This window comes from Cytobacillus sp. T106, from assembly GCF_040492155.1.
Classification (GTDB): domain Bacteria; phylum Bacillota; class Bacilli; order Bacillales; family Cytobacillaceae; genus Bacillus_AB; species Bacillus_AB infantis.
The window spans coordinates 75521-99224 of sequence record NZ_JBEUMK010000010.1 but is presented as its reverse complement, the minus strand read 5'-3'; the positions used below and the strand labels follow the sequence as shown (position 1 = coordinate 99224).

General features: G+C 44.0%; 30 protein-coding genes. 11 read left to right on the top strand and 19 right to left on the bottom strand.

Annotated features, from left to right (window positions below):
* Nucleotides 1-182: 182 nt before the first annotated feature.
* The 6 genes from ABU165_RS17445 to ABU165_RS17420 form a co-directional block, all read right to left on the bottom strand.
* A complete protein-coding gene (locus tag ABU165_RS17445) occupies nt 183-749 on the bottom strand; it encodes a GNAT family N-acetyltransferase (RefSeq protein WP_318060288.1) in 567 nt (188 codons plus the stop codon).
* A gap of 275 nt (nt 750-1024) precedes the next feature.
* Nucleotides 1025-1909, bottom strand: a complete 885-nt coding sequence (locus tag ABU165_RS17440; RefSeq protein ID WP_224950519.1) for a YitT family protein — start codon at nt 1907-1909, stop codon at nt 1025-1027.
* Nucleotides 1910-2012: 103 nt separating this feature from the next.
* Nucleotides 2013-2408 (bottom strand): NUDIX hydrolase, encoded by a 396-nt coding sequence (locus ABU165_RS17435; RefSeq protein WP_318060289.1) that lies wholly within the window; start codon nt 2406-2408, stop codon nt 2013-2015.
* Nucleotides 2409-2423: 15 nt separating this feature from the next.
* On the bottom strand, nt 2424-2978 hold the full coding sequence (locus ABU165_RS17430) for an ATP-binding protein (protein WP_318060290.1): 555 nt from the start codon (nt 2976-2978) through the stop codon (nt 2424-2426).
* Between the two features lie 52 nt (nt 2979-3030).
* Nucleotides 3031-3450: a VOC family protein gene (locus tag ABU165_RS17425; RefSeq protein ID WP_009793443.1), complete on the bottom strand. Its 420-nt coding sequence runs from the start codon at nt 3448-3450 to the stop codon at nt 3031-3033.
* A gap of 62 nt (nt 3451-3512) precedes the next feature.
* Nucleotides 3513-3719: a hypothetical protein gene (locus ABU165_RS17420; protein WP_009793442.1), complete on the bottom strand. Its 207-nt coding sequence runs from the start codon at nt 3717-3719 to the stop codon at nt 3513-3515.
* Nucleotides 3720-3796: 77 nt separating this feature from the next.
* Between ABU165_RS17420 and ABU165_RS17415 the strand changes: the two genes are divergently transcribed.
* The 4 genes from ABU165_RS17415 to ABU165_RS17400 all read left to right on the top strand — a co-directional run bounded on the left by ABU165_RS17415 (nt 3797) and on the right by ABU165_RS17400 (nt 6354).
* Nucleotides 3797-3985: a DUF4083 domain-containing protein gene (locus ABU165_RS17415; protein ID WP_318060291.1), complete on the top strand. Its 189-nt coding sequence runs from the start codon at nt 3797-3799 to the stop codon at nt 3983-3985.
* Nucleotides 3986-4119: 134 nt separating this feature from the next.
* The gene (locus ABU165_RS17410; protein WP_009793440.1) at nt 4120-4656 is read left to right on the top strand and encodes a sigma-70 family RNA polymerase sigma factor; all 537 of its coding nucleotides are present in this window, start codon (nt 4120-4122) and stop codon (nt 4654-4656) included.
* The gene (locus ABU165_RS17405) at nt 4656-5063 is read left to right on the top strand and encodes a PadR family transcriptional regulator (protein WP_022543953.1); all 408 of its coding nucleotides are present in this window, start codon (nt 4656-4658) and stop codon (nt 5061-5063) included. Before ABU165_RS17410 ends, ABU165_RS17405 begins: the two co-directional genes overlap by 1 nt.
* A gap of 4 nt (nt 5064-5067) precedes the next feature.
* Nucleotides 5068-6354, top strand: a complete 1287-nt coding sequence (locus tag ABU165_RS17400; RefSeq protein ID WP_009793438.1) for an FtsW/RodA/SpoVE family cell cycle protein — start codon at nt 5068-5070, stop codon at nt 6352-6354.
* Between the two features lie 51 nt (nt 6355-6405).
* Here the strand turns inward: ABU165_RS17400 and ABU165_RS17395 are convergent, their stop codons facing one another.
* The 3 genes from ABU165_RS17395 to ABU165_RS17385 all read right to left on the bottom strand — a co-directional run bounded on the left by ABU165_RS17395 (nt 6406) and on the right by ABU165_RS17385 (nt 8638).
* On the bottom strand, nt 6406-7182 hold the full coding sequence (locus tag ABU165_RS17395) for a sulfotransferase family 2 domain-containing protein (protein ID WP_009793437.1): 777 nt from the start codon (nt 7180-7182) through the stop codon (nt 6406-6408).
* A gap of 178 nt (nt 7183-7360) precedes the next feature.
* A complete protein-coding gene (locus ABU165_RS17390; RefSeq protein ID WP_009793436.1) occupies nt 7361-8014 on the bottom strand; it encodes a 2OG-Fe(II) oxygenase in 654 nt (217 codons plus the stop codon).
* Nucleotides 8015-8215: 201 nt separating this feature from the next.
* Nucleotides 8216-8638, bottom strand: a complete 423-nt coding sequence (locus ABU165_RS17385; RefSeq protein WP_009793435.1) for a cytidine deaminase — start codon at nt 8636-8638, stop codon at nt 8216-8218.
* A gap of 126 nt (nt 8639-8764) precedes the next feature.
* Here ABU165_RS17385 and ABU165_RS17380 point away from each other — a divergent pair, with 126 nt between their 5' ends.
* Both ABU165_RS17380 and ABU165_RS17375 read left to right on the top strand, forming a co-directional pair.
* A complete protein-coding gene (locus tag ABU165_RS17380; RefSeq protein ID WP_318060292.1) occupies nt 8765-9880 on the top strand; it encodes a serine hydrolase in 1116 nt (371 codons plus the stop codon).
* Nucleotides 9881-10722: 842 nt separating this feature from the next.
* The gene (locus ABU165_RS17375) at nt 10723-11046 is read left to right on the top strand and encodes a hypothetical protein (protein ID WP_009793433.1); all 324 of its coding nucleotides are present in this window, start codon (nt 10723-10725) and stop codon (nt 11044-11046) included.
* 293 nt (nt 11047-11339) lie between these two features.
* Here ABU165_RS17375 and ABU165_RS17370 read toward each other — a convergent pair whose 3' ends face one another.
* A complete protein-coding gene (locus ABU165_RS17370) occupies nt 11340-11819 on the bottom strand; it encodes an NUDIX hydrolase (RefSeq protein ID WP_009793432.1) in 480 nt (159 codons plus the stop codon).
* A gap of 107 nt (nt 11820-11926) precedes the next feature.
* Between ABU165_RS17370 and ABU165_RS17365 the strand changes: the two genes are divergently transcribed.
* The gene (locus ABU165_RS17365) at nt 11927-12784 is read left to right on the top strand and encodes a hypothetical protein (protein ID WP_009793431.1); all 858 of its coding nucleotides are present in this window, start codon (nt 11927-11929) and stop codon (nt 12782-12784) included.
* A 17-nt stretch (nt 12785-12801) separates the two neighbouring features.
* Here the strand turns inward: ABU165_RS17365 and ABU165_RS17360 are convergent, their stop codons facing one another.
* The 6 genes from ABU165_RS17360 to ABU165_RS17335 form a co-directional block, all read right to left on the bottom strand.
* Nucleotides 12802-14634, bottom strand: coding sequence for an LTA synthase family protein (locus ABU165_RS17360; RefSeq protein ID WP_009793430.1), 1833 nt, complete (start codon nt 14632-14634; stop codon nt 12802-12804).
* Nucleotides 14621-16234 (bottom strand): aminotransferase class V-fold PLP-dependent enzyme, encoded by a 1614-nt coding sequence (locus tag ABU165_RS17355; RefSeq protein WP_009793429.1) that lies wholly within the window; start codon nt 16232-16234, stop codon nt 14621-14623. The genes ABU165_RS17360 and ABU165_RS17355 overlap by 14 nt, the downstream gene beginning before the upstream one ends.
* A 240-nt stretch (nt 16235-16474) precedes the next feature.
* Complete coding sequence (locus ABU165_RS17350; protein ID WP_009793428.1) at nt 16475-16675, bottom strand: hypothetical protein; 201 nt, start codon at nt 16673-16675, stop codon at nt 16475-16477.
* A 56-nt stretch (nt 16676-16731) separates the two neighbouring features.
* Nucleotides 16732-17307 carry a histidine phosphatase family protein gene (locus ABU165_RS17345; protein WP_009793427.1) on the bottom strand — a complete coding sequence of 192 codons (576 nt, stop codon included), beginning with the start codon at nt 17305-17307 and terminating at the stop codon, nt 16732-16734.
* Nucleotides 17300-17785, bottom strand: coding sequence for a GNAT family N-acetyltransferase (locus tag ABU165_RS17340; protein WP_318060293.1), 486 nt, complete (start codon nt 17783-17785; stop codon nt 17300-17302). Before ABU165_RS17340 ends, ABU165_RS17345 begins: the two co-directional genes overlap by 8 nt.
* Before the next feature lie 118 nt (nt 17786-17903).
* Entirely contained in the window at nt 17904-18374 is a 471-nt protein-coding gene (locus ABU165_RS17335; protein WP_318060294.1) for a GNAT family N-acetyltransferase, read from the bottom strand.
* A gap of 145 nt (nt 18375-18519) precedes the next feature.
* Here ABU165_RS17335 and ABU165_RS17330 point away from each other — a divergent pair, with 145 nt between their 5' ends.
* Complete coding sequence (locus ABU165_RS17330) at nt 18520-18978, top strand: DinB family protein (protein WP_306009274.1); 459 nt, start codon at nt 18520-18522, stop codon at nt 18976-18978.
* A 134-nt stretch (nt 18979-19112) separates the two neighbouring features.
* On the opposite strand, the gene ABU165_RS17325 is transcribed toward ABU165_RS17330, so the two are convergent.
* Nucleotides 19113-19259 (bottom strand): hypothetical protein, encoded by a 147-nt coding sequence (locus tag ABU165_RS17325; RefSeq protein ID WP_224950537.1) that lies wholly within the window; start codon nt 19257-19259, stop codon nt 19113-19115.
* A 216-nt stretch (nt 19260-19475) separates the two neighbouring features.
* On the opposite strand from ABU165_RS17325, the gene ABU165_RS17320 reads away from it, so the two are divergent.
* Nucleotides 19476-20699 carry a Bcr/CflA family efflux MFS transporter gene (locus ABU165_RS17320; RefSeq protein WP_022543956.1) on the top strand — a complete coding sequence of 408 codons (1224 nt, stop codon included), beginning with the start codon at nt 19476-19478 and terminating at the stop codon, nt 20697-20699.
* 13 nt (nt 20700-20712) lie between these two features.
* Here the strand turns inward: ABU165_RS17320 and ABU165_RS17315 are convergent, their stop codons facing one another.
* Complete coding sequence (locus ABU165_RS17315) at nt 20713-21090, bottom strand: DUF4181 domain-containing protein (protein WP_318060295.1); 378 nt, start codon at nt 21088-21090, stop codon at nt 20713-20715.
* Between the two features lie 303 nt (nt 21091-21393).
* On the opposite strand from ABU165_RS17315, the gene ABU165_RS17310 reads away from it, so the two are divergent.
* Nucleotides 21394-22011: a DUF421 domain-containing protein gene (locus tag ABU165_RS17310; protein WP_318060296.1), complete on the top strand. Its 618-nt coding sequence runs from the start codon at nt 21394-21396 to the stop codon at nt 22009-22011.
* Nucleotides 22012-22572, top strand: a complete 561-nt coding sequence (locus tag ABU165_RS17305) for a DUF2238 domain-containing protein (protein ID WP_318060297.1) — start codon at nt 22012-22014, stop codon at nt 22570-22572.
* Nucleotides 22573-22604: 32 nt separating this feature from the next.
* On the opposite strand, the gene mgrA is transcribed toward ABU165_RS17305, so the two are convergent.
* Nucleotides 22605-23597, bottom strand: coding sequence for an L-glyceraldehyde 3-phosphate reductase (gene mgrA, locus ABU165_RS17300; protein WP_318060298.1), 993 nt, complete (start codon nt 23595-23597; stop codon nt 22605-22607).
* Nucleotides 23598-23704 lie beyond the last annotated feature (107 nt).

Genomic DNA, 23704 nt, shown 5'->3' with positions numbered 1-23704 from the left:
GACAGACTGTATCAGAATCAATCCATCATACTGTTCAGCCGGAACGAGGGTATTTGGATACGAACTCAGCAGTATCAAGCTGACAATCAGCATTGCTGCTCATGATAGACATTCAAATAGCCTCCCTTATATTATAGATTTAAAGAACTGCGCGAGACAGTTCTTTCTATTACCAAGCAATTCTAAAGACCTTTTTCAAAGCAGACACATTCATGCACCCGTTTAAATCTCTTTTTAATTACTGCGGTTTCTTCCCCTGTATAATGGGCAAAAACCTGCACAGGATGCAGATTCTTCAAGCCTGCAGAGACAGCTCCTTCCATATAAACATGCAAGTACGATTCTTTTTGAACGAAGCCGTTGCTCTCATACCAAGCGCGAACCCAGTTATCATCACGGGTCCATGCTTCCATCCTGTTCAATCCCTGTTTTCTGGCGAGCCTTTCTGCTTCCTCCAGCAGGGCTGATCCAATTCCCCTCCGCCTAAAGTCGGGGTGGACAGCAATATGCCAAATCATGCCGCCCAGCCCGGTTCCGCGGGAGCAAACCGTCCTTTCTTCTTTCTCATATTCCAGATCAAGCAGCCCTGCTATCATTCCGTCCACTTCGGCAACAAGCTCAATCGCCGGATTTTCGTATCGTTCCTTTTCACGCAAGACATTGTCAAAATAAGCCTTATCCAAAAATGACAGCACCCTGCAGCGGACCCAGCCTTTCTCATCTTCCGGCTGATAGGTTCTGATAATCATAAATTCCTCCTTCAGGGCCGCTTACAGCAAGGCCCCTATTCCTTCTTTAAAAATATTCTTTGGCTGATACGACAAGTTCCTGAAATTCCTCTTTGGCTATTCAAGAGGCATCACCTCCAAAATTTTCATGATCTTACATTGAAAGACTTGTTACCATGGAATGGTTCTTAATCAGGTATGGAAAATCCTTCTAAATCCTTAAAAAGCAAACAAAAAGTAAGGGATATTCTTTAAACAAAAAAAGGCCCTCACATTTGGAGGACCTGATAGGCTTTTTAATGGATGCTTCTCTTTTTAAAACGTCCGCCCCTCACCTCAGTGATGTCAGCTATCGCTAAAAAGGCGGACGGATCAAGTTCTTCAAGGATACTGGTGAGCTTGGATTCTTCCAGTCTGTTGATGATGCAGAATATTACTTTCTTGTCGTCTCCTGTGTATGCGCCTTCCCCTTTCAGGTACGTGACACCGCGTCCCAGCCGGTCATTGATGGTATCGCCGATTATGTCAGCTTCTTCGCTGATGATCCAGACCGATTTGGATGCTTCGAGGCCGTCAGCGACAATATCAATCGCTTTTGCAGCGATGACATAGGCAAGTATAGAATACATGGCCCGGTCCCATGTGTAGACAAAGCCTGCAGAGCTCAGAATGAAGAAGTTAATGAACATGACGATTTCCCCGACAGAAAAAGGGACACGCTTGCTGATGACGATGGACAGAACTTCAGTCCCGTCAAGCGCTCCGCCATTGCGGATGACAAGCCCTACGCCAATTCCGAGGAAAATGCCGCCGAAAATTGTGGCTAAAAGAATATCCTCTGTAAAAGGAGGGATTGGGTGAAAGAATGAAGCAAAAAGGGAGAGCATGATGATGCCGTAAATGGCAGAAAGCGAAAATGTTTTGCCCATCTGCTTGTAGCCTAAATAAATGAAGGGCAAGTTCAAGACGAATAAAAATAAACCCAGCTTGATTCCTGTAATATGAGAAAGCATAATGGATATGCCTGTGATTCCGCCGTCAATTACCTGGTTGGGGATCAGGAAAATTTCAAGCCCGGTAGCCATCAGCAAAGCACCAAGCGTTATAAATACCATGCGCTGGATAATCTTGAGCCTGGAAAGCTTTTTATGACCCTTCTTTAATGTTATAAGTTCTTCCAAGTGGCACACCTCTATATTGTATTTGTTTTCAATTATACCTTAAGTCTGCTATTTTAGAGGTGTTTGAGGATCGGTTGATTGTTCACCGGACTTCCTCTCAATTTTAAAAAATCCGCAATTCCCTAACCAGATTTGCCACTTCAGCCGGCCTTACAGGCAAATCTGCCAATAAACCGATATCCACCCAAAGCGGCTCATAGGTGCCGCGGCCCTTTGCCAGATCGAATTCTTCTCCTGTCCCGCTCCCAAAAATACCAGCCCTCATCTCTGCAAAATAAAAATATTGCGGTCCATCAAAATCATGACGGACCAGCAGTCTGCCAACCTTCACTTCAATTCCCAGTTCTTCAAGGACTTCACGTGCTGCTGCCTCCTCAGCCAGCTCTCCAGGCTCTGCGCCTCCGCCGGGGAACACATAATATTCTTCACTTTCCCGGATCCGCTTAATGAGTGCAACTTTACCATCTTTTACAATAACTGCCCTGCCGCAGATTCTCATTTCTCTACTTCCCCTTCAATAAAAGTGTTCAGTAAGCTTTATAATTTCTCTAATGACAGAACCAGCCTCTTCATTATTTTTTATAACAAAAAGATAATCTGCTTCATCTTCGGCGGGGTCTTCCTTACGGGCGGCCTGCTGCCGCTCCAGCACCTCTTTAAAGGTGGCTGCATTCCTGAAAATATTAGTGCTCCTGTTGCTTTCTGCAGCTCTTGCTTCCAGAATGGAATCCAGGATTTGGAAATGAACCATAATCCGGAAGAAATCTTCACTCGGAAATAGTTCATTCAACAGATAGTCCCTGTCTTTCCTGCTGAGATTAGAATTGCAGATGATCATATGCAGGCTGGTATTTTCTTTTGCATATTCGACAATATATTTTGATAGCCCGTGCTTTAGGGTATTTGGCCCGCTTACAGGCTGAAGAGCTTCATAATATGTATGGATAAATGCCGCGTGGTTATCCTGGTCCATCACAAAAGAGCCTTTCAGCTCTTTCTTCAATTCTCCCGCAAATGTGCTTTTTCCGCTGTGTGTTTTCCCGACGGTCATGATTACAAATCGTTTCACAGTTTCAGCTCCCACTCGTAAAATCAGACAAAAAAAGGACCAGGAGGCCCTTTTACTGCGATACCATAAATTTCTCCTTGAATGAAGGACTCAGCTCGCTCCATACATCGAACAGATTGCCGTCCGGATCCCTGAACACAAAGTTCCTGCCAGCGTGTCCCCTCTCCTCGATCTCGCCTGTATGGACTCCTTGTTCACGGAACTCCTGATGAACCGCTTCAAGGGCAGCCTGCCCATCCACTTCAAACGTCAGAGAAAACCTTTCCGCTCCCGAAGCATCTGTGAAATTACTAGTTTGTGATTCTGCTGCTTTAACAAGGAAAAAGCTCTGGTTCGCCAAATTAAGGATAGCTTTGTCTTCATCAATATAATTCAGCTCTGCCCCCAGCTTTCCCGCATACCAATTTGCAGATGCCTGAACATCCTTAACCGGAATATAAGTAGTACCTACTCTCCAAATCTTTTTGCTCATAAGAACCCCTCCTGGAAAATTCAGTATATACAGAGATTCTCCATCCAGAAGCAGGATTCCTTTTATTCTGCTGCATTATTTGCCTTTTTTCTCGATGAAATTGAAATCCAGGCTGCTGTATAAAGGATGATGATCAGGACCCCGCTGATTAGAAACAGATAAAAAGAGGCAGTCCTTCCCTCAGCAAAGCTGCTGTATGCCTGAGAAAAAGAAACGAGTGAAACAAAATATCCGATAAAAATCTGAAATGGCTGTATATGTTTGAACATTGCAATCCCTCCTGCTGACTGTTAGTATTATACCATAATTTCCCTTATATCTTATTCAACAGCACTGGAGGTATAGTATGTATCTAGGAGATTGGCTGATTTTAATAGCCGTTGTTTTACTGACTTTGCTGGGTGTATTCTCTTTAACTCTGTTTATGCAAAGGATGGTGTCCCGTTCAGCGGCCTCCTATTCTTCTGATCAGGAGCTGCACGCCAAGCTGGATGAAATCATTAGATTGCTGAATAAGCTGGAAAAAGATAAATAATTATCTATGCCCTCCTGAACCGGGGGGTTTTCTTATTCTCCTGCTAAAGGCTAAAATGAAATGTAACTTTTTATAAAAAACACAAACCTGAACAGCGGGTGCCCCGTCTAATGGTTGGAAGGGAGCAAAGAACCGTGGAAGAAACTTTATCAGAAATATTATTGGCAATGGACAGGGAAGCAGCCATTGACCAGATTATGCAGCTTTATGGACAGGATATTCTCCAGCTTGCCTATACATATGTGAAGCAAAAAGATGTGGCAGAGGATCTGACACAGGAAATCTTCATTAAATGCTATAAAAACCTCCATCAATATAACCGAAAATCGATGCTGAAAACATGGCTTTGGCGGATTGCCGTCAATCATTGCAAAGACTATCTCAGAAGCTGGCACAACCGCCATATCATCCTTTCAGAGGAACAGGCAAAATCGGGCAGCGGCATGAAGGATGAGGTCGAGGCAGCCGTCATCAAAAAAGATGATGATTCACAGCTCGCAGCGGCAGTCATGAACCTGCCGGACCACTACCGAGAAGTCATCTACCTGCATTATTTCGAGGAGATGAGCATGAAGGAAATAGCGGCCGTCACTGGCATCAACCAAAATACGATCAAGACGCGCCTGAAGCGGGCAAAGCAGCTATTAAAAGAAAGACTGGAGGAGCTATGATGGAAGAGCGCCTGAAGAAATTAAAAAAAGTGATGGAAAATTCCGTTTTCCAGGACCTGTCATTTACCGGCAAAAGCCGTGAAGAGGTAAAGGCAAAGGCAAGAAATCTTCAGATAAAAAGTGATGAAGATGTCATCCTTGCTGTCCTGCAGCTGCTTGTCATTGAAAAGACAGGATTTGAATTGACAAGAAGCATCATCGCAAGGGGAATTTCTAACTTTGAAAAAAACGAAGGCTTCCTCTATGCCCTGCTGCACAGGCTGGAACGGAAAAACTATCTTCAGTCCAGCTGGCAGGATTCACGCAAATACTACCAGCTGAATGACAGGGGCAGGAAACTCCTGGAGCAGTCAGAGAAAAAATCGGCCGGCAGGCGTACGGCCCTGCAGGAATTATGGGAGGGCTGAAATAATGGCTGCTGAAAAAGACGGCTTCCTCTCGGAGGTCAAAAAGCATATAAAATCCAAAGAAGCCAAGGTTTTTATCCATAAAGAGCTGGAGCATCATCTCCAGGAAACGAAAATAGAGCTGATGGCAGAGGGAATCGAAGAAACAGAGGCGGAAGAAAAGGCAGTCCTGCAAATGGGCAGCCCGGCGGAGCTTGGGATGCAGCTGAACAAAATACATAAGCCGAGGGTGGATTGGCTGCTGATAGGGCTGCTGGCTGCGGCTTTTGGGATGGGGCTGCTTCCATTGTTTAATATCCATTATGAAGATTATGATGTTGCATTTGTTTCAAAGCAAATCTTCTATATTGGCCTTGGATTACTGACTGCACTAGCTGTCATGTTCTTTGACTATCGGAAACTTCAAAAGTGGAGCTGGCACTTGCTTACAATCGGGGTTTTATACCTAGTTTCATTGCTTATAGCTCCATTTTCTATCAGGGCCATAATAAACGGATTCCCATATTTCATGATCCCTGGAATTGGAGCATTCGGCGGAATGTCGATACTGCCATTTTTCTACCTCTTCTGGGCAAGTTTTTTTTCAAAAGAAAAACCAAATCTATGGATAGGCTGGCTTATATTTGCTATTACTTTATTTCTATTCTTATCTTTGCCGGGCTTCCCGATTGCCATGATGTACGGCTTCCTGGTCATGATATTGTTTATCAGAAGCGCAGTAACACGGAAAACCATCATCGCAACCACATCATCTGTCGGAGGCATCCTAGTCTTATTGGGCATATTAGCATGGTTCACAAGCAACGAGTATCAAAAAGTCCGCATATTCGCTTTCCTTAACCCAAAAGAATACTCAGAGACTTCGGGATTTATGTATATTAAGATAAGAGAAATGCTGGCTGAAGGCGGCTGGCTTGGCAATCCGGAAAAAACAGCATCCATTCCAAATTTGCATTCCGATTATGCCTTTGTTAATATCACCTATTTTTACGGATGGCTGATGGCTGGCCTGTTAATTGTCATTCTTGCCCTTCTTTTGGCCAGGATGGTATCTGTCGGCGGACAGATTAAAGACCCTTACGGCAAACAGCTTGTCACAGGGGCAATCGCCCTCTATTCTGTTCAGTTTCTTTACAATATCGGGATGACATTAGGGTTCCTCCCTATCATCTCGATATCCTTGCCGTTCATAAGCTATGGCCTTACACCGGCGATCCTTAATGCTTTTGTCATAGGCATCGCCCTCAGCGTCTACAGGCGAAAGGATTTTACTGCCGCTGCCTGCAAGTAATACTGAAAAAAAGACTTCTTTTCCGGAAGTCTTTTTCCATTCAAAGAAAGATTATTTAATCCTTTCCACAGCATATCCATAATGGCTGAAATCATTTTTAAATAGCTCTTGTACAAGCTTCTTTGTTTCATCATTATAAAAATCAGTGTAATCTGGGAGAGGTGTTTTAATGGTTTGTCTCGAAAATCTTGTATCGGCAAATGATTGCCTGCCATTGCTTTGCATCGCTTGTGTAAGGTGATGGGGGGACTTTACAAATTCATGCAAAGGCGAGTTCTTCAGCTTAAATTTTTGTTCGAGACTCTTTATTTCTGCGGTAAAGTTCTCCAGCCGGATATGATTTTTGACAAACAGCTCTTCATCCTGGATATACTGCTGGGCGATGTGGGGATCAAGCTTAGGATTATCAGCCCCGATTTCTTTTACCTTAAATAGAAACTCCTTGAAGGAAATGCCGGTATCCTTTGCTCCGGGAGCAATCTGATTCAGCAATGTCTCATTATAAATAGCGGCAAGATATGAACTTACCGCTCTTGTATAAGGATTGCGGACCAGTTTATAGGATTCCTTCTTATTAAAAAGGAGCTGCTCTGCTATACGCAATAAATACTGGGGCTGCTTCTGGTAAACCTGCAGCCTGTAGGTATGGACCCATGGATTATGCTTTAATGCCTCATCAAGCTTGCCGATCTGGAAATAAAACCACTTAATCAATGAAGTACATCCGCTTTTCGGGCTCCAGAAAAAAATGACCGGGAAATCCTGTTCGAATAAAGGCGGCCTGGAGTTGGTGAGTACATCCTTCAGCTTTTGTTCTTTTTTATTCATAAGAATCCTTCTGCCTCCCTCTTTTTATACTAATAAATGCAGGCTGGCCGCCCTGCGATTGGACCATAACCCGGTTTTTAGTATAAATATCCGCAAAAAATGAGAAAGCAAATAATGCTTTCTCATTCTTAAAAGGTTAAAGGAAGATCCTGTTCATACAGGATCGTTTTATTCGTTTTTATAGCTTCTTCCTTCTCATCCACTGGGTGGCTGCCCACTTGCTTCCCTTAATTACAGGCGCTCCGCCATGGAGAGTCAGATCATTTAAATCCTGATTATCATAGAAGTATTCAAAATAAACTGCCGAGCCTTTTTGCGGGTTCACAGAAAAATTCAGCTTAGGAAAATAGGTTTCCCCGCCTTCCTCGACATCATTCAGATACATAACAAGCGTGCTGATTCTTGGATTGCTTGCCGCCCTGCTAGATGAAGAGAAAAAGTCAAAATGAGCCTTATATTCCTGCCCGATGTGATAATTCAGCATCTGCAGTCCTTCCCCGTGTTCCACAGGAATGTTCATGATTTGCGACAGCCTTCTTTCAATTCTTGCCACCAGCTCATTTTCGCCTTCTTCAAAAAACATGCTGCTGCTCGTCCTGATATCGTCCACCGTGCGGGTGTTGCCGATTTTTGAACGCTTCAGCTTATCTTCGGACATCCTGATCAATCCTTCACATTCCTCATCACTCAGCACATTACCCAAAATCACAATCAGCGGTTCCTCTAATTTGGCAATGATATGAATCTCTCTATCTTCTGTTTGAATCTTATTACCAATATGATCAAAAATAGTCTGTTCTTTTACATGTGTTTCATTAGCATCTATTTTCAACTTTCATCGTCCTCTTATTCAATTTTTATATTTCTGAAATATTTGATAAATCAAAACCTGGAACCGCTTAAATGGGATTGCTGGCGATCGGGATGCCCATCACGAAATTCGTTTGAATTTCATCTTAATATTACACTGAGGGTAAAAGAATTTCTATCATTTTATTGCTGAATTAGACAAAATAGCATTCATTCAGGGAGCTTATACTCCATACTTTTCAGGTAGCAGCTCCATTACATTGCATTTAACAAGTTTCCCGTGATAAGAAAGAATAACATCCGTTTCCTTTCCATAGTCGCTGATCAGTTCCCGGCACATTCCGCATGGAGCGACTACCCAGCAATCTTCCATATCTTCGTGAGGATGGGGATGGGCGACAGCCACAATCGTCTTCATTTCATGCTCTCCTTCAGAAATAGCCTTCCCCATCGCCATCGCTTCGCCGCAAACCGTGATCCTTCCTACATTTGCCTCCACATGGACGGCTGCAAAGATTTTGCCTGACGATGACCTGACAGCAGAACCGATATGGTGCCGTCCATAACGGTAATTTTTTTTGATGACTTCCTCTGCGGCGTGTATCAGTTCGTAATCTCTTTCATCAAGGTTATTTGTTTTAATCATAGGCACTCTCACCTCATATACAATTCACTGATTCTATTTTATCTTAAACATGCGGAATTTTCTATTTTGCAAAAATATTGAAACATTACAGGCTTTTTTCCGTAAAGTAGAACAGGAGGTTAAAGAATGAAAATTATTTTATGGATACTTGCCGGAGTTGTGCTGCTGGCAGCTGCATTATTTGGAATTGGAGTCTGGATGTATTGGAAGAATTTAAAAAATGAAGAACCTGGCTATCTTGTCTCTTTCATAAAAGAGAAGGCAAAAACAAAAAATGCTGCACTCATTATAAAATACAATCAGGAGGAAATTGCCAATATCAATCCTGAAACAAGCCTGCCTTTGGCAAGCACAGTCAAATACATTGTGGCATTAGAATTCGCCAAGCAGGCAGCTGCAGGAAAAATAAATCCTGAGCAGCAAGTCAATCTGAAGGAGCTTGAAAAGTACTATGTGCCGAAAACAGACGGCGGCGCCCATGAGGCATGGCTCTCTGAATTAAAAGGAAATAATGCTACACTGCAGCAGGTCACGAAAGGCATGATTGCTTACAGCTCGAATGCGAACACAGATTATTTAATTGAAATGCTTGGACTCCACCACATCAACTCTAATCTGGAAAGCATGAATTTAGAAAATCATGAACCGCTGTACCCGCTGGCCAGTTCCTTATTTATCCCAATGAAACTTATGGAAGAAAATAATCTGTCAAAAAAAGAAGCACTGGCCAAACTAAAGGAAATGCCTTTACAGGATTACCGCGATATGGCAATTGACATTCACAGATCCTGGAAGTCCGCTCCCCCAACAAATGAAGAAAAGTCCCAGCTCCTCAAAAAGCTAGATATGGACTTTCAGCAAATCTGGTCTGACCGACTCCCGAGATCAACGGCTGCAGATTATGCTTCTCTTATGGAAAAATTGAACAGTAAAACTTACCTGGCTGAAGACATACATATACATCTTGACCCGGTTCTCGAACAGCTGATGGAAGACCCCCGCAATCAGGAATGGCTTTTGCATGCAGGCCAGAAAGGCGGCTCTACTGCTTTTGTCCTTACAATGGCTATGTATGCTACAGATAAAGATAACAATCAAACTGAAATCACTTTTCTATCAAACAACCTGAGTCCCATAGAGCAGACAAAACTGACACGCAATATGAACAGCTTCCAGCTGAAGCTGCTGAAGGATGAAGATTTCCGGGAAAAAGTGCGTCAAGAGCTAAAAAATCTAAACTAACAATAAAATCGCCTGGGGCCGCTTATTATTTTTATTTGAGAAATAGACGTCCATCAGCTTTCTCCGCTGGCTGGAACCGTTATTTTGAATTTTAAGAGAAATAGCGGTTCTAGCTCTCTCTGCTGGAACCGTTATTTTAGTTTTTCAGTGAAATAGCGGTTCCAGTGCACCTCGCTGCAACCGTTATTTTAGTTTTCCAGTGAAATAGCGGTCCTAGCTCTCTCCGCTGGAACCGTTATTTTGCTTTTTAAGAGAAATAGCGGTTCTAGCTCTCTCTGCTGGAACCATTAGTTTAGTTTTTCAGCGAAATAGCGGTCCCAGCGCACCACGCTGCAACCATTATTTTAGTTTTTCAGCGAAATAGCGGTCCCAGCGCACCTCGCTGTAACCATTATTTTAGTTTTTCAGCGAAATACCGGTCCTAGCGCACCTCGCTGCAACCATTATTTTAGTTTTTCAGCGAAATACCGGTCCTAGCGCACCTCGCTGCAACCATTATTTTAGTTTTTCAGCGAAATACCGGTTCTAGCGCACCTCGCTGCAACCATTATTTTAGTTTTCCCAATGAAATCGCTTCCCGGCTCACTCCTTTCTTCCGCTGTTACTGTTTTCAGAGAAGCCATGGTCTTACCTTATCACTCTGAATTCAAACCACAAAAATCCCCCTATCTTTATTTCGTTTGAGGGTCGACTTTTCCAGACCCTTTTCAGTCGTTCTAGAAGCCAGAGAAATAAATTTAATCAAATTGTAAATAAAATACTTTTTAAAGTAACAAAAACGGGGAATAAAATGAATAGATTACTTATCTCTATAAAAATTTGAAATACCGGAGGGAATAACCATGAAAAAGTCGACAATGAACATGGCTGCAGGAATCCTGCTATCTGCTGGCGGAGCTGCACTGGCCATTGCGGCAATGAAGAAGCGCAGCGAAGAATCTGCCACTAATACAAGTACCTTTTCATACACAATCAAAGACGGCGTCATAGAAGACACGAGTATGCGGAACAGTGAGAGGATTGACCAGATTGAAAGTGTGGATGCCGATAAAGTGGATGCTGAAAAAGGGCTCACCCAGTATGACTCAGCCTTAAGGGCAGAATGGGTAGCCAATGGATTCCCCCAGACCCGGATGGAGATAGAACTGGAGGAACAGGACATCTAATGAAGGCCTAAAAAGGACTGGCAGAGTCCTTTTTTTCTGGGAATCATAAGCTCTTCGCTCTCTTCTTAACCATTTATAACAAAACATAAATACCAGCTTAATATTTCCCTATTAATATAGAAATCAGCGGGGGCAGCATGCGTGGCTGCCATGGCATTTGGCGAAGGAGGAGCCAGATGCAGGGACAATCCTTTAAAGGGGGCTGGAATTTATGTTTGAATTTATTACAAGGCTGCTGATTCTTACGCCTGTTTTAACCCTGTTTCCTTAATGGCGGCTGTCACATACAGCAATTATTCTGTCGCGTATTTTTCCTTTTTATAAATATTACATATAAAATCCTCTATGATTACTTTGTGGCTGCCCACCATATTCTCCGGAAACTCATCTGGGTGGTAAAATTTAATATTCATCGATTCCTGCGGATCCATTTTCATCTCACCACTAAACGTTTCAGTAAAATATGCAATAGTGACTGCGTAAAATTGATCTCCATTTTCGGCCGTCACCAAATAATTCTTTCCAGAATAAACATTAATCAGCTTTAGAGAACCGGCTGTCAGGCCTGTTTCTTCCCACACCTCCCGCATGCATGTTTCTTCTGCAGACTCCCCAAGTTCCATCAGCCCGCCAGGCAGGCCCCATGATCCTGCCGGAAACACCCTCTGCTGAAGCAGCAGCTGTCCCCTCTTATTGACCAATATCCCAACACTGCCTGTAAGAATAAGCGGCCTGTGGCCAACAATCTTCCTTAGCTCTTCTATATAGCCCATTTGTGCGCCCCCATTCATGTGTTATTAAAGGCTTTTTTATTGTAAAATTCTCCCGCATAAGAGATCCCTCTATGTTATATTGAAAAAAAGAGCAGGAGGACCTTTTTATGAAAATCACCAATACAATTCCTTTTTTTCTCGAAACAGGACATCTTTCCGCTGATTTTTTCAGGGAATACCATCGACAGTATCCTGATATTTTTGCACAGTATTTTCAGTATCACTGCAGGAATCATGAAAAACGCATACCAAAAAGCATTGAGCAGCTTGAGTGTGAAAAAAACCATATTCAAAGAGTGCAGGAAAATATCCTTCCCATTATTCACGAGACGGCCGCCAGGTTTAAAGCAGCTTATGGAGTCGAGTTTCCAATTGAAGTCAGCCTGATTGCCGGCATTTATGGATCAAATGCCTATACTTGGCGGCAAATCATCCCGAATATTACTTTTGCTCTGGAGCAGCTGACCGATGATAAGGAACATTTAAGGGCCATCGTTTCCCATGAATTCGGCCATGCTGCACAAAATATTCTCAGTGATCAGGCTGGAATGGACTGGAAAAGCGTTTCATGGAATAATCCCCTGATCTGGCTTAACCAGGAAGGCGCCGCCATCCATTTTTCGCGAAAAATTGCTCCAGGCCTTGCCTCCTCCGCCTATTTCAGCTTCAATGATCAAGGAGATGCCTGGTTATCCTTCGCCAAGTCCCACACCAATGAAATCATAAGAAAGTTCTATGGAGATTTCAAAAAGCTGCAGCATGAAGAGATATTCAGAGAATGGTTTTCCATCAGAGGCGGCCAATCATTCGGGTTCAGCAGATTTGGCTACTATGTTGGGGACTTATTTTTTCAAAGCCAGATTCAACGGCTGGGAGAAGAAAAAGCGATCATTGCCTGGTGCAAGACAGACTTTCTGGAACAGGTGCAGATCTGGCTGGAGAGCAAAAAATCACTTTCAAGCTGAAAGTGATTTCGTTGCCCCTACTTCAAAAATCTCAGGAGGTCTCCGTTCACAACATCATCTGACATGCCAAGCTCTTTTCTGGCTGTTTCCAGATAAGGTTCGCACTTGCTGATATCCGCTTCTTCCCCGGAGTCTATTTTCAGGCAGCTGCCGCTTTTATAAAGATAATCTTCTGCAATGAAGCTTCCATCCCGGAAAACAACTGGCTGATCGGGATTACGGGCAAAAAGATTGCGGCTGAAGCTGTAATGCTCTTCGGGATTGATTCCAAGCAAATGGAGGAGAGTTGCTCTTATATCAATTTCGCCGCCAATTGTCGATATACTCTTCCCCTCTTGCCCCGGAATATGGATGATCAATGGGATCTTCTGCAGCTTCATCCTGTTGACAAGGGTATCTTCCTGTCGCAAAAGCTCCAGCACACCATGTTCATATTTGTCGGAAATGCCGTAATGATCCCCGTACAGCACAAACACCGTATTGTCGTATTCTCCACTGTCTTTCATTTCCTGGAAGAAGGTCTTGATCGCTTCATCCTGGTATCTGACTGTTGTGACATAGCGGTTTACCACCATCTCGCTTGTCTCAGCCTCAGGAATAAGCCGGTCCTCTTCCTCGAGCAGGAATGGAAAGTGGTTCGTTAATGTTATGAAGCGGGTGTAATACGGCTTTTCAAGGCTCTTTAAGTGCGGAATTGACTGCTGGAAGAACGGGATGTCCTTGATCCCATAGTTCACTGAATTTTCCTCTGTCACCTCATAATCGCCTTTAGAGAAGAAACGGTCATAACCAAGCGACTTATACATATCTTCCCTGTTCCAGAAGGTAGGCTCATTGCCATGCAGGACCGCAGCCTTGTAGCCTTCTTCATTTTTCAAAATATGCGGCAGGCTTTTGTACGTATTCTCAAATTTCCGGACAAAAGCCGATCCGCTCGACAAGGGATACAATCCGTTATCGACCATGAATTCTGAATCAGATGTTTTCCCCTGTGCGGTCTGGTCATATAGATTATTGAAATAAAAGCTATCCTTTGACAGCGAATTTAGGAATGGGGTTATTTCCTCACCCTTTACCTTTTGATTAAGGACGAATCCCTGGGTCGATTCCATGCTGATGAGGACAACATTCATTCCTTCGGCAGCACCGAAATAATCGGAAGGCTCCGCTGTCCTGCCGTTTACGTACTCGGCAGAAGCCTTGGCATCAGATGCATCTGCAAATGCCTTTTGCAGGGGATATGAGGCAGCTACTCCTATATCATATAGATGATACGGATACAGTCCAATATTTTTGACAAGCTGAGGACGGTTGTATGATTCTGTGAAAAGATGCGGCGCATTTACAAGCCCGATCACCCCGGTCATGAGGAATAGGGCGATGCAGGCACCACCATACTGCCATGCCGTTTTTCCTGTCACCGTCATTTTTGTCAGCTTCTTTTTCCTGATAAAAAGAAAATACAATAGCAAATCAATGAAAAGCAGCAAATCCCAGGGACTGATCAGTTCCAGGGTGCTCGGTCCCAGGCCTCCGACGTTTTTGAATTGGAAAAGAATCGGCACCGTGACGAAATCAGTGTAAAAACGGTAATATAAAAGATCAGAATAAAGGATGCCCGTCAACACCAGCATTATCAGCCATATTCCAGCAGGCTTCACTTTCTTTTTCCAAAATAGGCCGCCCCCGATCAAAAGCATCAGCAGCCCCAATGGCGAAAAAGTGAGCAGCATTACTTCAAGCAGGCTTGCAGCATGCAGATTAAAGCCGATGAAAGATACTGCAGCTGTTTTGAGCCACATAAAGAAGACGGCTACCCATACCGGGGTCAATTTCTTAAACTGTTTCATATTGATACCGTTTTTCGTTCTGTATTTTAAATGCATGTTCCAGGATCTTCAATGCCTCTGCTGCTTCTTGTTCGCTTATGCTCCCCATGAAAGCGGCCTGAATCCAATTTCTTTTCAGCAGATATTCACTTTCATAGCTGATCAGCACACCTTTACTTTTGCAGTAATCACCTATTTTTTTGCTGGAAATAGTTTCCGGTACGAGTATTGTGATGATGCCAGGAGAATAGCTCTCATCCCCAAGAACTATCCACCCGTTTGCCAACAGCCTCTCCCTTGCCTGCTTTCCAATCCTTGATGTTTTTTCATAATCAATGAGACCGCAAGCTTTGTTAAGCGCCGTGACGAGATTAGAAGAGTGGGTATAAGGGATGCTTTCATGTTCCTGATACATTTTCAAGTCCAAATATCTTGGTATATGATTGCCGCCTAGAATCCTCTCCCTGTGAAAAACAATCGCCAGGCCGGGATAGGATCCGAATCCTTTGCCGCTGACCGCTGATGCAAGATAGATTTCCTTCAGATCAAGGGGCACTGCACCTGCCGAGCTGCAGGCATCCACACAAAGCTCAATCCCACGGCTGCCGCATAGCTCCTTAAGTGAATCTAAATCATATAAATAGCCTGTCGAAGTTTCACAGTGAACAGTCCAAATCCAGCTGATCGAAGAGTTGGATTTGATTAACTGTTCAATCTCATATAAATGGATCGGCTCATTCCATTCTTTTTCAATAGATTGAAAGGATAGCCCCTGCCTTTTGGCATGGTCAATCAGCCGGAAGCCAAATTCGCCATTCGCCAGAATCAGCCCTGTTCCCCGTAAGCAGGATAGCTGTGCAGCAACCAGATCATTGGAAAGGGTTCCTGTCCCGACGACAACTTCTGCATGGGCAGCCCCGGTCATGTGGCATAGACTGCTGCGGAGTTGATGGAGTTCTTTTTTAAACTCTTCGCTTCGGTGGGATATGGCAGGCTCTCTGAATGCTCTTTCAGCCTCCGGATGGATCGAAACCGGCCCTGGCAGCAAAGAAATCCTCTTAGCAGGCTCAGTCTTTTTCTCCATGAGGCGGATAAAAGCTTTAGTCGAGCGTTCAAAGTTTTCCTTTGTTAAGTACATGGGCTGAAATTGTGCCCCCTCTTCCCCTGTTAAAGGGCCAAAAGGAATAAAGCCGATCCGCCTGTACAGTTTCAGCTGCCGGACTGTACCGGAAATAAGGGCCATCGTATACCCTTTTTCAAGGCAGAACTGTACAAGCCTTTCGCATAAATGATAAAAAACACGGCTGCTTCTGTATGCTTTCTTGATCGATAAAAGACGGACCTCGCAAGCTGTTCCCTTTACGGGGAGGCAGTCATCAAGTGACTCAAGCTTATAGTCTAGAGAAAATGGCCTTTTGGCACGGATGGCAATCATACCTACCACTTCCTCTCCTTTTTTGGCAATCATATATGTATTTTCCTGATGAAATCTATCAATCAATTCATTTTTATCATTTTTGCTGTGCTGCGGAATTTCCTCTACAAATGTTTGATAATTAAGCTGATGGATTTGTTCAAACTCGCTCTGCTCACTGGCAAGCTTATACGTTAAACTTTCCACGGTTGACCTCCTATGTCAGACATGATGATCCGGTTAACTGGCTCAGCTAATGGATAATATATTAATTAAAAAGTATAGACTACCTCGTAATACTATATATAATTTAACGTTTAAAAAGAGTAAAAAGTTTCATTTTCTAACATATTTCTTCTTTTAGCCTTTCTAAAAATATTGCAAACCCGCAAAATAAAAAGGAACCCTCTATAAATCTGGGTTCCCGGACTTGCTTAAGACAGCGGTCTATTTCTTCCCGCCTCCGTTGTTCAGATAATTCGGCCTGTACCGGTCATCATCCCTGGCAGAATACACAAAGCTTATCCCCATCGCAAATGTGCCGAACATAAAGCCGAATAAATAGCCGGCGGAATGGAATCCCGAAACGAAGCTGACAATTGCCGCAGCAAGCAGAACCAGCAGAATAGACAAGAAAACTTTACCCATCCTTCGCCCTCCTTTTCCTTAATATACCATATCATATTTTCTAAAAAACTTCCTGTTTAAAGTGCCTTTAAGTGGCCGGATTCATTATAGTACTCTACAAGCCACCCTTTTTCATTAAATTTAAGGCTGCAGATGCAGGCATTTTCAAGCTTCGTTCTGCCAGAACCGATCACGCCTGATGAAAGCAGTGACAGCAGGGCATTTATGGATGCTCCGTGCGAAACAAGGATCACTCTTTTCCCGCTATAGAGCATGCTGATTTTATCAAGCCCTTCACTGAGCCGTGTATGATGGTCCTCTTTGCTTTCCATCTCTGGATAATCCCTATCGGGAAAAAGAGCGTGCCTCTCCACAGCTGTTAGACCTTCAGCTCTGCCAAAACTTCTTTCAATGAATTCCTCCATTAACACCAAAGGCTTCTGGATATTTTGGTTAATGATTTCTGCAGTCTGTCTGGCTCTTTGCAGGGGGCTTGAAATGATAATATCCCAATTTTCATTAGCAAGGTGATCCCTGCACGCTGCTGCCTGGCGGACACCCATCTCATTTAACTCAATATCTGTTCTTCCCTGGATCCTGCCTTCAGCATTCCAGTCAGTCTGGCCATGGCGTACAAGGCAGATTTCAGTCATGTTCACTGCCTCCTGCTATTGGACTCTTATCATGCGAGAGTCTCTTCCCCATAATGACGTAGGCAGTTCCTGTTTGGTCAGGAAAAAAGGATTCTTTTATTGCTATCCACCCAAGTGACCTATACAATTGCAGGGCAGCAATGTTATCCCTTTGTGTTGTGAGAATTGCAGTCTTATTTGATACTTCCCCTAAAACTCTTTGTTCAAGAAGGCGGCCGATCCCCTGCTTTCTGCTTTCAGGATGGACGGCCAGCTCCACCACTTCAAAGCAATCCTCCAGCCAAGTCAGCGCCTCTTCTTCAGAAAGCTCCTTTTCAATCAAACCTCTATAATATTGACCCTTTTGTGAGTAATAGCCATAAACGAAACCTGCCAGTCTGGCATCACCCTCATACGCCATTTCTCCCTGGAAGCCATCATAGCTGCCATGTCGCATCAGTCTTTCCAGAAAAGATTGATCTTCTTTATTCCAGACCATTATACAGGCTTGCAGCTTCGACCAGGCATCCTTCTTTCGTTTCCATTTTCTTCAGATGTATTTTGTCTTTATTCATATTCATGCCTCACCCTCCATTATTCAGGCAGACAATCCTGCTCTAATTCTGCGGAAAATATTCCATCGGCTCATTGCAATGCTTATAACCATTCCTTTTATAAAATTCGACCCCTTCCTCACTCGGCCAGACGATGATAAATTCATAATGGTTCTCTTCAATCCATGTATTGATGGCCCTGATCAGCCTGCTTCCGACTCCTTTTCCGCGATATTCCGGCACAGTATAGACATTGGTCATATAGGCGAAGGGATAGGTAATCCGGCCGGGCCTTGGAACTTTTTGTATTCTTTCTATGTACATATGTGATACAACTTTCCCATGATCTTCCGCGATCCAGATATACCAAATGTCTCCCTCAATAGCTTCCTCCAGAAAGAATCTGCATTCTTTCTCGAATTCCGGATAATCTTTTTCTGAAAAAGTGCCCTCCTCATAATCTTCAAGCGTGAAGTCCCATCTCATTCTAATCAGCTGATCTATATCCTTTCTTTCTGCGAGCCTTATTTGCATTATACAGCCTCCATATTTTCATTAAGTAATTCTTCTGCAGCCTGCCATGGTTTTCCTTTATTTTAAAAAACTGCAGTGAATATTGGCAATTTTATGCTAAAATAAATTCCATTCAAATGATACTTATATAGAAAGGCGGCAAATGATGATTCAATTTTTCACCTATAACTGGCAGGTCAGGGATGAGTGGTTTCAATGGTGTGAACAGCTGAAAGAGGATGAGCTGCTTAAGAAGCGGACGGGAGGAGCGGGGAGCATACTTCATACACTGCTCCACATAGCCGACGTTGAATACAGCTGGATCCGTGCTATCCAAGGTCTGGGCGATACCATCGTTGATTTTGAAGAATATCGCAGTCTGACTGAGGCCAGGCAGCTTTCCGACTCTTTCCGGAAGGATATCAGGAGCTATTTTGCTGAAGGTCTGATTGCTGCACCTGATTTTACTGTTTCTGTCCCATGGGATGATGAGGATTTTAGCAAAAACGAAATTCTTCATCATATTATTGCACATGAAATCCATCATATTGGACAGCTATCTGTTTGGGCACGGGAATTGGGACTAGCACCGGTCAGTGCGAACTTTTTAGGCAGAGACTTGTAAAATACCAGCTTAAAAGGCTGAAGCAGCAAAATAACCCTGTCTGTCTTTCTCTGAATTTTTAAAAGAAGATTGATCCTTTTTCACCGGCCCACTTTTGGCCGAAAGTAAAAAAAAAACGCCCCTGCAGGCGTTGATTATTTTCGGCTGGCTTGCTCTTCATTTCCATTGATCATATTTCTGACATCCTCAACCATACTGTTGAAGGTTTCATCTACTGTATTCAAAAGAGTATCTTGCCCTCTTTCTACTGGCACGCCTGCTTGTTTCTCTTCCTTTCGCATAGATATCACCTCCCAGCCATAGGATGTGCCAAAAAAAGCACCATAATGCATGGGAGAATCAAAAATGCAAACTCTCTTCATCGAAAATGAAAAGCGGGTGCCCGCATCTCCTGTCATCTTTCTATGATTCTCTGCTGGACATCCCCGCCCGGCTGACGTATACTAGCCATATTTATGCAAGAAATAGCAGATTGCTGGAAAGAAAGGTTTGAGATCATGCTTCAAAACCCAACAGGAAGAGAAAGGCTTGCCCTTGCTTTTCTCCTTAGTTCATTAGGAATTTTAGGGCCATTTAACATCGATATGTACTTGCCAAGCTTTCCCGATATCGGCAGAGACCTTGATGCCTCTGCGTCCCTTGTACAGCTCAGCTTGACCGCCTGTCTGATGGGACTCGCAGCCGGTCAGATGATTGTCGGGCCGATCAGCGATGCACAAGGCAGGAGAACACCGCTTCTGATTGGGATTTCCCTTTTTAGCATCGCTTCATTATTTTGTGCGCTTGCACCAAATATCACTACGTTTATAGCTGCCCGTTTCTTTCAGGGGCTAACCGCTTCAGCCGGGATTGTCCTGTCGCGTGCAGTTGTGAGGGATGTATTCAGCGGTACAGAGCTGACGAAGTTTTTCTCACTATTAATGGTGATAAATGCTACCGCTCCGATGATTGCCCCTATGACCGGCGGCGCGCTCCTTTTACTGCCATTCGCCAGCTGGCACACCATTTTTTACTTTTTATGTGCGCTTGGACTTGCCATCGTTACACTCATTTCCATACGCCTGCCTGAGACGCTTCCTGCTGAAAAGCGCATTCCCAGCAGTCTGGGAGGCACAGTCAAGGCAATGGGCGGCCTATTTAAGGATCGCTCATTCATCGGCTATGCCCTGATTGTCGGTTTTGTACACGGAGGAAGCTTTGCTTATGTATCCGGAACACCATTTGTTTACCAGGGAATCTATGGCGTCTCTCCTCAGGTGTTCAGCATCCTGTTCGGTATCAATGGGATTGCCATCATCACCGGGAGCTTTCTGATCGGCCGCCTTGCCGGCATTGTACAGGAAAGGACCCTGCTTCGGACAGCCGTCTGCATCGCTGTGAGCGCGACTGCATTATTGCTGACTATGACCATCATTAAAGGGCCGCTGTTTATGCTGGTCATCCCGATATTCATCTATATGACGTCCATGGGGATGATCCTTACCAGCTCCTTTACGCTCGCCTTGAAAAATCAGGGGCACCGCGCCGGAAGTGCGAGTGCCGTTATCGGCATGATGCCGCTCCTCCTGGGCAGCATTGTCTCCCCTCTTGTCGGGATCAATGAAGCATCAGCCGTACCTATGGGAAGCATCTTATTTACCACTTCCTTCATCGGCTTCGTCCTTTTCTTTACATTGACGAAAGAAAAACAGTCTAATTTCAAGATTAATCCGGAGGGGTGAATCCCCTCCTTTTTTATAAATAATGCCCCGCCGCCAGAACTGCGAAAAAGATGGACATGATGGTAGCCGCAAGCCAGTCATGGTAGTAAGCTTTGCTATCCCGATCGGTCATCCATAGTTCTAATCCCCGATTAAAGTTGAGTAATACGAAAAACCCGATGATGGGAGCGATTCTTACAAAAAGCGGAAAATTACCTTCAACTAGTACGAAAAAATGGAGATATAGAAAAATCACAAAAATTCCCGCTTCAGCCAGCTGGAAACCCCTTTTCCTTTCTTTAGATAAAATACCCTTAGATTTGCTGGGGATGTTAAGATTCTTTTTAAAATAAATTTTGCTGATGAGGAGATTTACGATAAGGAATATTGCCAAAATAAAGATATTCATCATTTCCGGGCTCCCTTCTAAGGAAAGTCTCTTCGAATGATTAGAATTATGAAATAAAAAAGCTAAAGTTGCAGATGTCCCTTTTAGTTTTACTGAGGGAAACCGCGAAATCTGCATTTTGCATAAGGATTCTACATAAAAATGTAAGGATTCTACATAAATTTGCAGTTATTATACCCAAAATACATATTTTCCCAAAAGCACACCTCTTAGAATGCCAAATACCTGTCTATGCTGTACGCATGAATATATTCATGATTAACAGCAGATGACTATGTTAAAAGATTTTTCTGAAGGGTGATGTAAATGGACTTAAATTGGATATGGAAATCGATATTGATTGTATTGGCAGGCACCCTGCTGCTCAGGATCGCCGGCAGAAAATCAATATCCCAAATGACACTTGCCCAGACTGTAATCATGATTGGTATAGGCTCTTTATTGATACAGCCTCTCGCCGGAAAAAACATTTGGACAACAATTACTGTTGGAGCAATTCTGGTAGTAACCCTGGTTGTCATGGAGCTTTTACAGGTGAAGTTTGATAAAATTGAAAAATTCATTACTGGAAGAGCAAAAGTACTGATCAACAATGGAAATCTTGATGAGAAAGGCCTGAAAAAGGTAAGGCTGACGGTTGACCAGCTGGAGATGAAGCTTAGGCAGAACAATGTGTCCAGCCTGAATGATGTCAAATGGGCAACATTGGAGCCAAACGGGCAAATTGGATTCGAGCTGAAGGAAGATGCCAAGCCGGCTTTGAAAAAGGATCTCCGAATGCTTCAGCAGCAGATGAACCAAATGATCATGCTCCTGAAGGGAAGTACAGTCCCTATGCCTCCGAATGACTCATCTAAGCAGGATCTATTTGCCGAAGTGGCGAGAAAATCCCATACCACAGAGCCGCCAGAGCAGCTCCAGTAGATGGCGGCTAGAAATAGGCTTTTAGTTGTTCTTTCTACTGTTTTTGGGGTCTTTTTTGCGGCGTTATGTATTTTTTATCTTTACAAAGACGATTCCTCCCGCTGGCAGGTAGCTCTTGGAGGAATCATCGTAAGCGCACTTCCCTTATTACTGATCTTATTAAAAAAAACGTTCCCGACTTCCCTGGTCTTCGGCTACTTTTTGTTCGTATTCTGCTCCATCTATCTGGGGTCGATTGCAAGCTTCTATCGCAAATATGCCTGGTGGGATAGCACGCTTCACCTTTATAAAGGAATCTTTGCCGGCATAGCTGCCGTCTTTGTTTTTAAGATATTATCCGGTGGAAAGGGAAATTCCCGCTCAATTTTATTCCTTTTCAGCTTTTCTTTGTCTGCTGCGGCCAGCATCCTCTGGGAAATTTATGAGTTTGCCGGCGACCAGCTTGTTACTGAAACGATGCAGCGCGGCGGCAATAAGGATACCATGATAGATCTCATTGCCGGTACTTCAGGTGCATTACTAGCAGGCATATACAATATCTTTAGGTTCAGGAAACTATAACGGCCGGCTCCTCAAAGGGACCGGCCTTATTTTCAGCTTTTTAAAATATCTTCGATTCTGTTAAGCTCTTCAGCAGTAAACTCCAAATTATCAAGTGCAGCTACATTTTCTTCAATCTGGGAGACCCTGCTTGCACCGATCAGGGCAGATGTCACCCTGCCTCCGCGAAGGACCCATGCCAGAGACATTTGTGCAAGGCTTTGCCCGCGTTCAGAGGCGAGTTCATGCAGCTTCCTGACTTTTTCGATTGTCTGCTCTGTCACCTGGTCCCCTTGAAGCGCACCGGTCTTGCTGGCAGCCCTGCTGTCAGCCGGGATGCCGTCAATATACTTATTGGTCAGCAGTCCTTGTGCAAGCGGACAGAAGGCAATTGACCCTGCACCATTCTTATCCAGAACATCCTGCAGGCCATCCTCGATCCAGCGGTTCAGCATTGAATAGCTTGGCTGGTGGATAACGAGCGGCGTCCCAAGTCTGTTAAGAATTTTCACTGCTTCTTCAGTCTGCTCTGCCGAATAACTGCTGATGCCGACATATAAGGCTTTCCCTTGTCTGACAATAGAGTCCAAAGCCCCCATTGTTTCCTCTAACGGTGTGTCCGGGTCAGGACGGTGTGAGTAGAAAATGTCCACATAATCAAGCCCCATCCGCTTCAAGCTTTGGTCCAGACTTGAAATGAGGTACTTCCTGCTTCCCCACTCCCCATAGGGACCGGGCCACATATAATAGCCTGCCTTCGTTGAAATGATCATTTCATCCCTGTAAGGAGCAAAATCCGACTTCATCATCCGGCCGAACATCTCCTCAGCCGAGCCTGCCGGAGGGCCGTAGTTATTGGCCAGATCGAAATGAGTAATGCCAAGGTCAAATGCCGTCCTGAGCATCTCCCTTCCATTTTCGTATGTATCAGTTCCCCCAAAATTATGCCATAAGCCCAGGGAGATGGCGGGGAGCCGGAGGCCTGAGCGACCGCTTCGATTGTATTTCATCGTCTCATAGCGTTTTTCTCCTGCAAGGTATACCATCGATCTTCCTCCTTCAAGTATTGCGTTCTTTTCCATATTAAACGCTTTCACGGCGCTGTACAAAGAAACTGCCCAAAGCATGATATCTTCTTAAATGAAAATAAAGA